Origin of the sequence: Halococcus sp. IIIV-5B (assembly GCF_003602035.1) — an archaeon.
GTDB lineage: Archaea > Halobacteriota > Halobacteria > Halobacteriales > Halococcaceae > Halococcus > Halococcus salsus.
This window is the reverse complement of the sequence record NZ_QZWE01000021.1, coordinates 49867-62996: the sequence shown is the minus strand read 5'-3', so window position 1 is coordinate 62996 and position 13130 is coordinate 49867. Positions and strand designations below refer to the sequence as shown.

Below are 13130 nucleotides of genomic sequence, written 5' to 3'. Positions count from 1 at the left end.
ACCCCACCGACCCCACCGACCCCACCGACTCCGACCCGTTCGCGGTCCACTCCGCGGACGAGCTCGGATCGGCGTCCGACCCGACCGTCGACGACGGGATGGCATCGGTCACGGACCCGAACCCCTCCCCGGAGGGCGGGGAGAGTGGGGGGAGTTCCTCCCAAGGGCTGTTCGACGACCTCCTGAGCGGCGACCCGATCTTCGAGAACAAGGACGTGTTGCGGCCCTCCTACACACCCGAGCGTCTCCCGCACCGCAACGAGCAGATCAACAACATGGCGACGATCCTCGTCGGGGCGCTCCGTGGGGAGACCCCCTCGAACATCCTGATCTACGGCAAGACCGGGACCGGGAAGACCGCGAGCGCGAAGTTCGTGAGCAACGAGCTCGAAACCACTTCTCAAAAATACGACGTCCCCTGCGAGGTCGAGTACATCAACTGCGAGGTCACCGACACCCAGTATCGGGTGCTCGCCCAGCTCGCGAACACCTTCATCGAGGCCAACCAACGACACGTCGAGGAGCGCCTCGACGAGGTCCGTGCGCTCGCCGACCGCGCCGAGACGAACCCGGGGGCGTTCGACGGCACCGAGTTCGATACCCCCGAGGCCGTCGAAAGCCGGATCGAGGAGCTGGAGACCGACCTCGACGAGTTCGAGCCGGTGCCGATGACCGGCTGGCCGACCGACCGGGTCTACGCCACCTTCTTCGACGCGGTGGACTACCGCGAACGCGTCGTGGTGATCATGCTCGACGAGATCGACAAACTCGTCGAGAAGTCGGGCGACGACACCCTCTACAACCTCTCGCGAATGAACTCCGAGCTCGACAACTCACGGGTCTCGATCATGGGGATCTCGAACGACCTCAAGTTCACCGAGTTCCTCGACCCCCGGGTGAAGTCCTCTTTGGGCGAGGAGGAGATCGTCTTCCCGCCCTACGACGCCACCCAGCTCCGGGACATCCTCGCCGCGCGCGCGACGCTCGCGTTCGTCGACGACGCGCTCTCTGAGGACGTCATCCCGCTCTGTGCGGCCTTCGCCGCCCAGGAACACGGCGACGCCCGGCGCGCGCTCGACCTCCTCCGGACCGCCGGCGAACTCGCCGAGCGGAGCCAGACCGACCGGGTCGACGAGGACCACGTTCGCGAGGCCCAGGAGAAGATCGAGATCGACCGGGTGGTCGAGGTGGTCCGCACACTCCCCACCCAGTCGAAGGTCGTCCTCTTTGCCGTAATCCTCCTCGAACGCAAGGGCGCGAAGAACATCAACACCGGCGAGGTCTACAACATCTACCGTCGACTCTGCGACGAGATCGACGCCGACGTCCTGACCCAGCGCCGCGTCACCGACCTCATCAGCGAACTCGACATGCTCGGGATCGTCAACGCGGTCGTGGTCTCGAAGGGTCGCTACGGCCGTACCAAGGAGATGAACCTCTCAGTCCCCATCGAGGACACCGAAGCCGTCCTCACCAGCGACTCACGGCTCGGCGACATCGAGGACGTCAAACCGTTCGTCCAGGCGCGTTTCGACAACTGAGTTCTCACCCACCTCGACCGGCCGAATCAGAACACATCAGCGGAGCCCAGACCCAAGCCCACACGCGCCGACGAGCAGGTCGTCAGGGCGCTGCCGCGATCGGGGTGGCTCCGTTCGCGGTCGGCGTGTTCGTTCCGTTTACCGCGGGACCAGCCGCTCCAACGGTCTCGTTCCCCGCGGGGCCGGTCGGCGCGGCGCTGCCCGGCGCGGCGCTCACCTGGCCGAAGAACAGTCGGATCTCCCCGAGCCACGGGATCCGGAGTTCGGCGGTGCCGACGACCCAGGCGGGTTCGACCGGACCGCTGATGGGGTCCAGACCGGTGCTGATCTGGTCGTAGGCGTCGTTGGCGTCGCCCTTGGTGACGAACCCGGCGTGCGGGGCGGGACAGTTCGCCAGCTCCTCACAGTTCTCGGCGGTCCCGAGGTAGGACTCGTTGGCCTTCTCGTACCAGTTCTCGCTCTCGTTCACCCAGAAGCGCGCGCGGTGGATGATCGGCGTCGCCTGTGAGTCGCCGTCCGGCTGATAGACGATGACGTCGCCGGGCTCGTCGAACTGGGTGTACCCCGCGGCGGCCCCCGATCGATAAGTCACCACGCCGGTTCCGTCCTGGGCCGCCCCGCCCGCGAACCGGTGTTCCTCCATGACGAAGACGAGGTCGCCCTTCTGCATGTGGGGGGTCATGCTCTCGCTCTCGATGGCGACCAGCGGCGGCCAGAGCCCGCTCACCGCGAACAACACCAGCCCGATCACCACGACGATCCCGAGACTCGAAAGCACCTCCCGAACGAACACCACCCACTCCTCGTCGGTATCGAAGAACCAGCGAACCCGCGAGAGCGGCCCGCCGTCGCTCGCCTCGTTCCCGTCGCCGTCCTCGTCCCCGTCGCCCCCGGAGCCGGTCTCCCGGTCGTTCCACTCCCACGAATCCTCACCGTCTCCGGAAGCCATTACCACCCCTTCCGTTCACGGTCGTTTCAACGTTTCCTTCCGACGTCCGGGTCCGCTACGTTTTTGCTCCGCGCCGCGGAAGACCGTGTGTGCCGCGCTCGTCCTCGGTTCGGGTGGTCACCGCGCTCGCCAGCCACGGCTACAACGCCGAGCGCGAGGCCGTCACCCTCATCGCGGGTGCGAGCGACCCCGAAATCGCGATCGAACGCGCCGTCGACGCCGCCCCGGACGACGCACTCACGCTCACTGCCGACCACGCCCGGGCAGCCATCGACGAAACCGACCGCGCCCCCGTGTTCGAGGAGTCCAGCCCACCGGAAACCCCAACAATCGATCCCGACAACCCCTCTGTTTCGACTGGAACTCCCGACTCACCCGACGACGCCGAGACCCATTCTCCAGTTGAAACGAAGGGGTCGACCGACGGATCTGGGGCCGGAGCGGCCGGTAGAGGGGCGAACGACCCCGAACGACGTTCGCTTGCGGTGGCCGGCGACATCACCGGGCGCTCCACCGGAACCGGAACCTACGAGGACTTCGTGCGGACCTTTCGCGACCGCTACGAACAGCTCTCGGGGATGCTCCGCTCACGGGTCAACCACCGACCGGCCAGCGCCATCGACGCGATGGCGGGCGGGAGCGACGCCGCGATCGTCGGGATGATCTCGGACATCCGCTCGACCGCGAACGGCCACTGGCTGGTCGAACTCGAGGACACGACCGGGACCTTTCCCTGTCTCATCATGAAGGATCGCGACCTGGCCTCAGTCGTCGACGAACTCCTCCTCGACGAGGTCGTCGCCGTCGAGGGCACCCTCGCGGGCGACGGCGGCATCCTGTTCGTCGACGATCTCCACTTCCCCGACGTTCCGCGAAACCACCGCCCCTCGACCGCCGACCGCCACGTCCGCGCCGCCCTCATTTCAGATGTGCACGTCGGCAGCCAGGAGTTCGCCCGCGACCGCTGGTCGGCCTTCGCCGACTGGCTCCACACCGACGAGGCGGCCGAGGTCGAGTACCTCCTGATCGCCGGCGACATGGTCGAAGGCGTCGGCGTCTACCCCAATCAGGACGAGGAGCTCGACATCGTCGACATCTACGAGCAGTACGAGCGCTTCTCGGAGTACCTCAAGGAAGTGCCGGGCGACATGGAGATCCTGATGATCCCGGGCAACCACGACGCCGTCCGGCTGGCCGAACCCCAACCCGGTTTCACCGAGGAACTCAGGGATATCATGACCGCCCACGACGCCCGGATCTCGGGCAACCCCTCGATGGTCACCATCGAGGGCGTGAAGATCCTGATGTACCACGGCGTGAGCCTCGACGAGGTGATCGCCGAGCTCCCCGAGTCGAAAGCCAGCTACGAGGAGCCCCACAAACCGATGTATCAGCTCCTGAAGAAGCGCCACGTCGCGCCCCAGTACGGCGGTCACATCCGGATCTCCCCCGAGGAGAAGGACTACCTCGTGATGGACGAGATCCCCGACGTCTTCCACACCGGTCACGTCCACAAACTCGGCTACGGCAAGTACCACGACGTGCTCGCGCTCAACTCGGGCTGCTGGCAGGAACAGACCGGTTTCCAGCGCAGCGTCAACATCGACCCCGACGTCGGCTACGCGCCGGTCGTCGACCTCGACACCCTCGACCTCACGATCCAGAAGTTCTGACGCGGGGTCTCTCAGACGGTCTTGATCACGTGCGTGAGGCCGACGGTCTCGGCCACGACCCACACCACGAACAGCACGTAGGCGGCGAGCAGGGTGTACGACTCCACCGTGGTGAGCGAGAGCTCGGTTCGCATGGCGGTGAACAGGAGTACCGTAGCGAGGGTCAACACCCCCAGCATCGGCACCGCGACCGCGAAGTCGACGGGCGCGCTCCCGACGATCAACACCCCGACCGGGATCGCCACGAGGAGGTCGAACGTGTTCGAACCGAGCACGTTCCCGAGGCTGGTGACGCCCTCGCCGTGGCGGGCCGAGCGCACGCTCACGAGGGTGTCGGGCAAACTCGTGGCCGCCGCGATGATCGTCACGCCCGCGAGGAACGCCGGGATCGAGAAGGTCGTGCTCAGCGACTCGACCCCGCTCACCAGCGCCTCGACCGCGACGAGGATCACGACCAGCCCGACGACGAGTTTCCCCCACGCGCGGAGCACGTTCGTCTCCCCCGTCTCCTCGGCGTCGTAGTCGCTGACGTCCTGATACTGGATGAAGAGGTAGAGCCCGTAGAGCAGGAGGGGGATCATCGCGAGCGGGCGGGTGATCTGCCCCACGAGCTCGGTCCCCGGGGCCGGGCTGTAGATCACCGCGAGCGCGAACGTCACCACGACGGTCGCGACGGCGACCATGTAGAACTGGGCCTCCTTGTAGACGATCGTCCGGCTGGCTTCGAGGTCGTCGTCGGTCGTGAGGCCAGCGAGCGCGGGGATCACGAGGATGTTGAACACCGCCGACCCCACTATCGCCCCGACCCCCATGTCGAACGAGCCCGCGAGCGCGGTGAGCACCACGCTCGACAGTTCGGGAAAGCTCGACCCGACCGCGACCACCACCGACCCCTGTACCACCGCCGGCAGCCCGTAGTAGCTCCCGAGCCGGCCGGCCGACTCCTCCAGCCGGCCGCTGCCGAACCAGATCAGGCCGGTCGCGACGACGATGACGACGACGTTCGCCAGCGGCGAATTCGGGAGCAACCCGCCGAGTACCATTGGTGTGACACTCCATCGATCGGCGGTTTGAATCCACCGATACCGACGGCGCGTTCGTCCGCCGGTCGCTCCGGTCGCGAGCCGCGCTCGTTACGGGTCGCGTCGAAACGCGACGGTCTCCGCACCGTCGAACCGCGGCCCGGAGCCGCGTTCCTCGAAGCCCGCGTCGAGGGCGGCGGCCCGGAGACCTTCACGATCGGCCTCGACGAGGAGTTCGACCGGCATCCCCTCGCCGTCGGCGAACCGGCCGGGTTCGCGGAGGAGGCGTTCGGCGACCTCGCGATCCCCTTCGAACTGCGTGACGTGCACTGCGTCGCGCCGGGCGTCGAAGCTCACGAACCCGACCACTCGCCCCCCGTCGTCGGCCACCCGCACGGTCCTGTCGTGGACGAGGTTGCGCATGGTCTCGGCGGGCGCGTCCGCGAGCGCGGCCAGGGGCTCCGCGTCGGCCTCGACGGCATCGCGAACCTCCATGGTCCTCGGAGGGGCGGTGCGCGCTTAAACCCTCAGCCGACCGGAGAACGGATGGAAGCAGTTATCCCCGGCCCGTCCAACCGGCAACCATGTCCTACATTCACACGCCAGCGAGGGTTTGCGGGCGATGGAGTCGACGATGCGGGTCGTAGCCAAGTTCGGCGGGACGAGCCTCGGCAGCGGCTCGCGGGTGAACCGAGCGGCGGATTCGGTCGCCGCGGCGGTCGAGGCGGGCCACGAGATCGCGGTGGTCGTCAGCGCGATGGGTTCGACCACCGACTACCTCCTCCGGGAGATCCAGTTCGACGCCGACGAGGCCGACCGCGCCGAGATCGTGAGCATGGGCGAGCGGACCTCGGCACGGATGGTGAAGGCCGCGCTCTCGGCCCGTGGGGTCGACGCGACCTTCCTCGAACCCGGGTCGGAGCACTGGCCGGTCGTCACCGACTCGCGGGGCGAGGTCGACGTCGAGGAGACCACCCGCCGCGCCCAGGCGCTCGCCGACCAGCTCGACGGCATGGTCCCGATCGTCACCGGCTTCCTCGCCGAGGACCACGCGGGCTCGGTCACCACGCTCGGCCGCGGCGGCTCGGACACGACCGCGGTGATGCTCGGCAACTACATGGCGGCCGACGAGGTCGTGATCGTCACCGACGTCGAGGGCGTGATGACCGGCGACCCCCGTGTCGTGGAGGGCGCGCGCAACGTGGCGAAGATAAGCGTCGACGAACTCCGGAACCTCTCGTTCCGCGGCGCGGAGGTGATCGCGCCGAGCGCGCTCAACTACAAGACAACTGACCTCACCGTCCGCGTCGTCCACTACCAGCACGGCGACCTCCTCCAGGGCGGCACCCACATCGAGGGCACCTTCGAGACCCTGATCGACCTCCAGGAGGAGCCGCTGGCGTGTCTCACCGTCGCAGGCCGGGCGATCCGCAACAGCCCTGGCATTCTCGCGGCGCTCTCGGGCGCGCTCGCGGAGGTCGACATCAACATCGACGCGGCGGCCAGCGGGCTGGATTCGGTGACCTTCTACGTCTACTCCAGCGAGAGCGCCGAGGCCGAGACCGTCCTCCACGAGCGGGTGATCAACGAGGACGCGCTCTCTAGTGTGACCGTCGACGAGGAGGTCGCGGCGCTCCGGGTCACCGGCGGCGAGCTCCCGACCCAGTCGGGCGTGGTCCAGGGGATGATCGAGACCCTCGCGGACGAACGCATCGCGGTCCACGACGTGATCACCAGCGCCACCTCGGTCGCGGTGTTCGTCGACTGGGACGACCGCGAACAGGCGCTGTCGATCATCCAGCAGACTTTCTCCTGAGGGCGCCCGCGCCACGACACCGAGCATAGGTTTTTCTCGTCCTGCACGACAGTTCACACATGGAGACCAGCGCGAACGGCGAATCCGACGAGAACGGCGACGGTAGCCCAGTGAACCCGAGGGGAATGGGACTCGGCATCGCACTCGGCGTCGGGATCGGGGCGGCGCTCGGTATCGCCACCGGCGAGACCGGTATCTGGCTCGCGATCGGTGCCGGTATCGGCACGGCGTTCGGGGCGGCGTTCAGCACCCAGTTCGACGACGACTGATTCGAGAACGAGCTCGCGCGATGCCGAGTGTCACCGGAGCCGTTCGAGCCGACGTGACTGAATCGGCCGCTCACCGTCCCTTTTTGAGTCGGCTGCCGATGGCGTCGGGCAGCCCCGCCTCGGCCACCGCGCGCTCGACCGCGTCGATCTCGTACTCGACGCGGCGCTCCTCGACCGTCATCGCGTCGAGGTCCAGGATCGCGTACGCCGCCCGCGGGTCGCCGTCGCGGGGCTGACCGACGCTGCCGGGGTTCATGACGATCCCCTCGTCGTAGGTTTCGTGGTGTTGAACGTGTGTGTGGCCCAGTACGAGCACGTCCTCCTCACCGAGCATCTCGGGGCCGAACAGGTCCGGGTAGGTGTAGCGGTCGGGGTCGTCGGGGTGGCCGTGGACGACCTTCACCCGGTCGAACTCCGTGCGCTCGTCCGGGAGCCCCCCGAGCCAGTCCATTTGATCGGCGTCGAGCTGCTCGCGGGCGTACTCGACGCCCGCGCCGGCCATGCTGTTGAAGCCGAAGGCGGTGCCGGTCGTGGTCGCCCGGTCGTGGTTGCCCATCACGGTCGGGATCGAACGCTCGCGGACGCGGTCGACGCACGCACCGGGCCAGGGGTTGTAGCCCACGACGTCGCCCGCACACACCAGCCCGTCGACGGGCGGCATGTCGTCGAAGACCGCGTCGAGCGCGACTCGATTCCCGTGGACATCCGAGATGACGCCGACGTTCATGCTCCCCCTCGACCCTCCACGGCCTTCAACACGGGGTGCGAGGCCGGGACGGCTCGCGGTTCGCGTCGGACGGCGGGTTCAGGACGTATAAATCCGCGCCGGACCTGCAGTCGACATGACCGACGGCGGATTGAACCTCACGGAGACGGTCTCGATGGCGATCGGGGGGATGGTCGGCGGCGGGATCTTCGCGGCGTTCGGCGTCGTCGCGGTCACCGCCGACACCCTCGCGTGGTTCGCGTTCGTGGTCGCGGGGCTGATCGCGGCGTGTGCGGGCTACTCGTTCGTCCGGCTCAACCGGCTCGCCGGCGGCAACGCCGGCCCGATGACCTACGTCGAGCGGTTCACCGGCAGCACGACGCTCGCCGGGATGGTCGGCTGGACGTTCGTCATCGGCTACGTCGGCACGATGTCGCTCTACGCCTTCGCCTTCGGTGGCTACTTCACCGAACTCGTCGGGGTCGCGAACGTCGCCGGAGTGCCGCTCCGTCCCCTGATATCGGTCCTCGTGGTCGGGATCTTCGTGGCGCTCAACACCGCCGGCGCACACGCCTCGGGCCGCTCGGAGGAGCTCCTCGTCGGCGTCAAAGTCTCGATCCTCCTCGTGTTCGGCGTCGCCGGCGTCTACTACGGCTTCACCAACGGCGAACTCGTCACCGGGTTCGAGCACTTCGGGGTCGGGCCGGTCGTCGCCGGCGGCCTCGCGTTCGTCGCGTTCGAGGGCTGGGAACTCCTCTTCTTCGACCAGGACTCGATCGCGAACCCCGAGCGCACGGTCCGAAACGCGGTTTACATCGCGATCGCCGCCGCAACGGGGCTCTACGTGCTGGCCGCCGTCGTCACGACCGACCTCGTTCCCCTCCCGGTGATCCAGCGAAACGCCGACACCGCGCTCGCGGTCGCGGCCCGGCCCTTCTTCGGCCAGGTGGGCTTCGTGCTCGTCGCCATCGCGGCGCTGTTCTCGACCGCGAGCGCGCTCAACGCCACCCTGTTCAGCTCCGCGCGGCTCTCGAAACGGATGGTGGCCGACGACTTCCTCCCGAACCGACTCCGTGGCGCGACCGGCGACGAACCGACGCGCCTCCTCGTGGTGCTCGGGCTCCTCACCGCCGCCTTCGTGCTCGTCGGGAGCCTCGACGCCATCACCTCGTTCGCCTCGCTCGCGTTCATCACGATCTTCGGCGGGATGAGCGCGCTGGCGTTCACCCAGCGCGAGTCGCTCCTCGATACCGTTATCCCCGGGTTCGGGGCGGTCGGCGCGGTCGCGGCGGTGGTCTCGCTGCTCTCACACCTCCTCAGCACCGAGTTCGACACGTTCGTCGTGGTGGTCGCGCTCGCGGTCGGCGTCGTCGCCGTCGAACTCCTCTACTTCGAACGCGAACCGATCGCACACGAACTCCGGGAGGTCGAGGACTCGCTCTGAACCGACCGTCCCTCGGGTCAGTCGGCCGGATCCGTCCGCCAGCGCCGATAGCAGAACTCGACGCCGGCGGAGACACCGTAGAGCACGAGGTAGAACGGTGCCCAGTAGATGGCCAGCGCGAACGCCGGTGCATCGCCCCTTCCTGGAGCCACGAGCGGTGCGACGAACGTGAGAAACACGAGCACCAGGCTCATCAGCGCTATCGGCCCACGGTAGCCGAATCGGAGCCAGAGGACGACCGGCATGCCGACGGTCCCGAGCGTAAAACCGACGGTGGTCGGATAGCCCGTGAGGAAGCCCCCGGAGAAACGCAAGTCCTGCCCGACAGCCAACGCGAACCCGATCGCGACCAGCGGGTAGACCGCGGACGCGACCGCACCCACGAGAAGCGCCTCGCGCCACGATGTCGGTGGTCGGATCGATCGGAAACGGATTGCCATTGCGTTTTTCCCGATCGATACCGCGAAAAAACTACCGACGAGACCGGGTCGTCCTGGGTGAATCCACTTCCGTGAGCGGGTACGCAACCGTTTTACGCCAACGCCGGTTTGACTGCGTATCATGAGCACGCTCGAAGCCGAGTACCAATTAGCGTATTTCGAGGAGGAGGGGTTCACTCGGAAGGAGTGTCCGGGCTGTGGGTCGTTCTTCTGGACGCGCGACGAGGGCCGGGAGACCTGTGGCGAACCGCCGTGTGACGAGTACGCCTTCATCGGCGAGCGGAGCCTCGACGAGGCGCACAGTTTAGAGGAGATGCGCGAGGCGTTCCTCGCCTTCTTCGAGGAGCACGACCACGAACGGGTCGACCCCTACCCCGTGGCGGCGAACCGCTGGCGCGACGACGTCTTGCTCACGCAGGCGTCGATCTACGACTTCCAGCCGCTCGTCACCGCCGGCAAGAGCCCGCCACCGGCGAACCCGCTCGCGATCAGCCAGCCCTGCATCCGGATGCAGGACATCGACAACGTCGGGAAGACCGGCCGGCACACGATGGCCTTCGAGATGATGTCCCACACCGCGTTCAACGCACGGGAGGACCTCGACGACCCCGGCCAGTACGCCTACGAGGGCGAGGTCTACTGGAAGGACCAGACCGTCCGCTACTGCGATTCGTTCTTCGAGGCGATGGGGGCAAATGTTGAAGAAATCACCTACATCGAGGACCCGTGGGTCGGCGGCGGCAACGCCGGCCCGGCGATCGAGGTCATCTATCGCGGAGTCGAACTCGCCACGCTCGTCTTCATGTCGATGGAGCAGGACCCCGAGGGCGACTACGAACTGAAGGACGGCAACCGATACTCGAAGATGGACACCTACATCGTCGATACGGGCTACGGCCTCGAACGCTGGACCTGGGTCTCCCAGGGGACGCCGACCGTCTACGAGGCGATCTACCCCGAGATGATCGATTTCCTGAAGGAAAACGCGGGGATCGACCACACCGACGACGAGGAGGAACTCGTCACGCGCGCGGCGACGCTCTCGGGCCACATGGACATCGACGAGGCCGAGGACGCGGAGGCGGCTCGCGGCGAGATCGCCGACCAGCTCGGCGTCGAGGTCGACGAGCTTCGGGAGCTCCTCGAACCCCTCGAAGCCATCTACGCGGTCGCGGACCACTGCCGGACCCTCGCGTACATGCTCGGCGACGAGATCGTCCCCTCGAACGTCTCCACCGGGTATCTCGCCCGGATGGTGCTCCGGCGGACCAAACGCCTCTGTGACACCGTCGACATCGACGCGCCGCTCGACGAGCTGGTCGACATGCAGGCCGACCGGCTCGGCTACGAGAACCGCGACACCATCCGCGACATCGTCCGGACGGAGCTCGAAAAGTATCGGGAAACCCTCGAACGCGGTGGGCGACGGGTCCGCCAGCTCGCCGAGGAGTACGCCGACCGCGACGAACCGATCCCCACGGACGAGCTCCTCGAACTCTACGACTCACACGGGATCCAGCCCGACATGGTGGCCGAGATCGCCCGCGAGAAGGGGGCCGAGGTCGCGGTTCCCGACGACTTCTACAGCCGGGTCGCGGCGCGTCACGGCGACCCCGAGGCCGACGAGACGGCGACCGAGACGGTCGACGAGCGGATCGCGGACCTCCCCGAGACTGAGCTCGGCTACTACGACGACCAGGAACGTATGGAGTTCGAGGCGATGGTGCTCGACGTCCTCGAGCGCGAGGACGGCTACGACGTGGTGCTCGACCGGACCCTCTTCTACCCCGAGGGCGGCGGCCAGCCCGCCGATACGGGCACGCTGAACACCGACGACGTCACCGCCGACGTCGAGGACGTCCGACGGGAGGGCGACGTCGTGGTCCACCACACCGACGAGGACCCCGGCACCGGCGAGTTCGTTCGCGGGACCATCGACGCCGGCCGGCGACGCCAGCTGATGCGCAACCACACCGCGACCCACATCGTCGGTCACGCCGCGCGCGAGGTGCTCGGCGACCACATCCGACAGGCTGGTGCGCAGAAGGGCCTCGACAGGTCGCGGCTCGACATCCACCACTACGACCGAATCTCCCGCGAGGAGGTGAAGGCGATCGAGCGCCGCGCCAACGAACTCGTCACCGACAACGTCCAGGTCACGGCGGAGTGGCCCGACCGCAACGACGCCGAGAAACGGTACGGTTTCGACCTCTATCAGGGCGGGATCCCGCCGGGCGAGCACATCCGGCTGATCCACGTCTCCGACGACGTCCAGGCCTGCGGCGGAACCCACGTTTCGCGTACCGGCGACATCGGGACGATCAAGGTCCGCTCCACCGAGCGCGTCCAGGACGGCGTCGAACGGCTGACCTTCGCGGCGGGCGAGGCGGCCATCGCGGCGACCCAGGACACCGAGGACGCCCTCTACGGTGCGGCCGAGACCTTCGACGTCTCGCCGGCGGAGGTGCCGGGGACCGCCGAGCGCTTCTTCGGCGAGTGGAAGGCGCGCGGCAAGCGCATCGAGACCCTCGAAGCCGAACTCGCGGAGGCGCGCGCCGCGGGCGGCATCGACGGCGAGGAGGTCGACGTCGGCGACGCGACGGCGGTGATCCAGCGCCTCGACGCCGCGGTCGACGAGCTCCGCGCGACGGCGAACGCGCTGGCCGAGGAGGGGCAGGTCGCGGTGGTCGGGAGCGGCGCGGACGGCGCGCAGTTCGTGGTCGCGGTCCCCGACGGCGTCGGGATCGACGCGGGCGAGGTGGTCGGTGAGCTCGCCGCCAGGGTCGGTGGCGGCGGCGGCGGGCCTGCGGACTTCGCCCAGGGCGGCGGTCCCAACACCGACGACCTCGACGCTGCGCTCGACGACGCACCCGACGTGCTCCGGCGTGTGTTGAACGCCTGACCCTCCACTTTTTTCGACGGGGGCATCGCGCTCGCTCACTCCGTTCGCTCGCGCTCAACCCCCGCCCAAAAACCTGTCTTGCTGAGCATCGCGAAGCAAGGCTCGGAAGACGCGAAGTCGTTCGAGAGAGCGAAGCTCTCTCGTGATGACGAAACGGCGAAGCCGTTTCGAACCACGTCTTCCGGCGGACTAAAAACTGCCGCTCGCTCCCGCTGGTCGCTCGCGGTACAATCACTAACTCTTCACTGCCACCGCCACCGCCCCGCGTCAGCCACACCCTCCCCAGCCGATTGCGCTCCTCGTTCGCTCGCGTCGCTCGCTCACTCCGGTGCTCATCCACTGGCAGAGCAAAGCTCTGCCAAGCCTGC

The 13130-nt window shown here is 67.8% G+C and carries 11 protein-coding genes; 6 read left to right on the top strand and 5 right to left on the bottom strand.

Features of this window, described 5'->3' with window-relative positions; genetic code table 11:
• On the top strand, window positions 1-1541 hold a 1541-nt coding region (locus D3261_RS13965; protein WP_304999780.1), incomplete at its 5' end, for a Cdc6/Cdc18 family protein.
• A gap of 82 nt (window positions 1542-1623) precedes the next feature.
• On the opposite strand, the gene D3261_RS13960 is transcribed toward D3261_RS13965, so the two are convergent.
• Window positions 1624-2490 carry a S26 family signal peptidase gene (locus tag D3261_RS13960; protein WP_120073365.1) on the bottom strand — a complete coding sequence of 289 codons (867 nt, stop codon included), beginning with the start codon at window positions 2488-2490 and terminating at the stop codon, window positions 1624-1626.
• 89 nt (window positions 2491-2579) lie between these two features.
• Between D3261_RS13960 and D3261_RS13955 the strand changes: the two genes are divergently transcribed.
• A complete protein-coding gene (locus D3261_RS13955) occupies window positions 2580-4163 on the top strand; it encodes a DNA-directed DNA polymerase II small subunit (protein WP_120073363.1) in 1584 nt (527 codons plus the stop codon).
• Window positions 4164-4174: 11 nt separating this feature from the next.
• Here D3261_RS13955 and D3261_RS13950 read toward each other — a convergent pair whose 3' ends face one another.
• Entirely contained in the window at window positions 4175-5206 is a 1032-nt protein-coding gene (locus D3261_RS13950; RefSeq protein WP_120073361.1) for a sodium:calcium antiporter, read from the bottom strand.
• Window positions 5207-5296: 90 nt separating this feature from the next.
• The gene (locus D3261_RS13945) at window positions 5297-5680 is read right to left on the bottom strand and encodes a hypothetical protein (protein ID WP_120073359.1); all 384 of its coding nucleotides are present in this window, start codon (window positions 5678-5680) and stop codon (window positions 5297-5299) included.
• A gap of 139 nt (window positions 5681-5819) precedes the next feature.
• Here D3261_RS13945 and D3261_RS13940 point away from each other — a divergent pair, with 139 nt between their 5' ends.
• Entirely contained in the window at window positions 5820-7001 is a 1182-nt protein-coding gene (locus D3261_RS13940; RefSeq protein WP_120073375.1) for an aspartate kinase, read from the top strand.
• 59 nt (window positions 7002-7060) lie between these two features.
• Complete coding sequence (locus D3261_RS13935) at window positions 7061-7270, top strand: glycine zipper domain-containing protein (protein WP_120073357.1); 210 nt, start codon at window positions 7061-7063, stop codon at window positions 7268-7270.
• A 70-nt stretch (window positions 7271-7340) separates the two neighbouring features.
• On the opposite strand, the gene D3261_RS13930 is transcribed toward D3261_RS13935, so the two are convergent.
• Window positions 7341-7997, bottom strand: coding sequence for a metallophosphoesterase (locus D3261_RS13930; protein WP_120073356.1), 657 nt, complete (start codon window positions 7995-7997; stop codon window positions 7341-7343).
• A 115-nt stretch (window positions 7998-8112) separates the two neighbouring features.
• On the opposite strand from D3261_RS13930, the gene D3261_RS13925 reads away from it, so the two are divergent.
• On the top strand, window positions 8113-9420 hold the full coding sequence (locus tag D3261_RS13925; protein ID WP_120073354.1) for an APC family permease: 1308 nt from the start codon (window positions 8113-8115) through the stop codon (window positions 9418-9420).
• 17 nt (window positions 9421-9437) lie between these two features.
• Here the strand turns inward: D3261_RS13925 and D3261_RS13920 are convergent, their stop codons facing one another.
• On the bottom strand, window positions 9438-9860 hold the full coding sequence (locus D3261_RS13920; protein WP_120073352.1) for a hypothetical protein: 423 nt from the start codon (window positions 9858-9860) through the stop codon (window positions 9438-9440).
• Between the two features lie 121 nt (window positions 9861-9981).
• On the opposite strand from D3261_RS13920, the gene alaS reads away from it, so the two are divergent.
• Window positions 9982-12762 (top strand): alanine--tRNA ligase, encoded by a 2781-nt coding sequence (gene alaS / locus D3261_RS13915; RefSeq protein ID WP_120073351.1) that lies wholly within the window; start codon window positions 9982-9984, stop codon window positions 12760-12762.
• Window positions 12763-13130 lie beyond the last annotated feature (368 nt).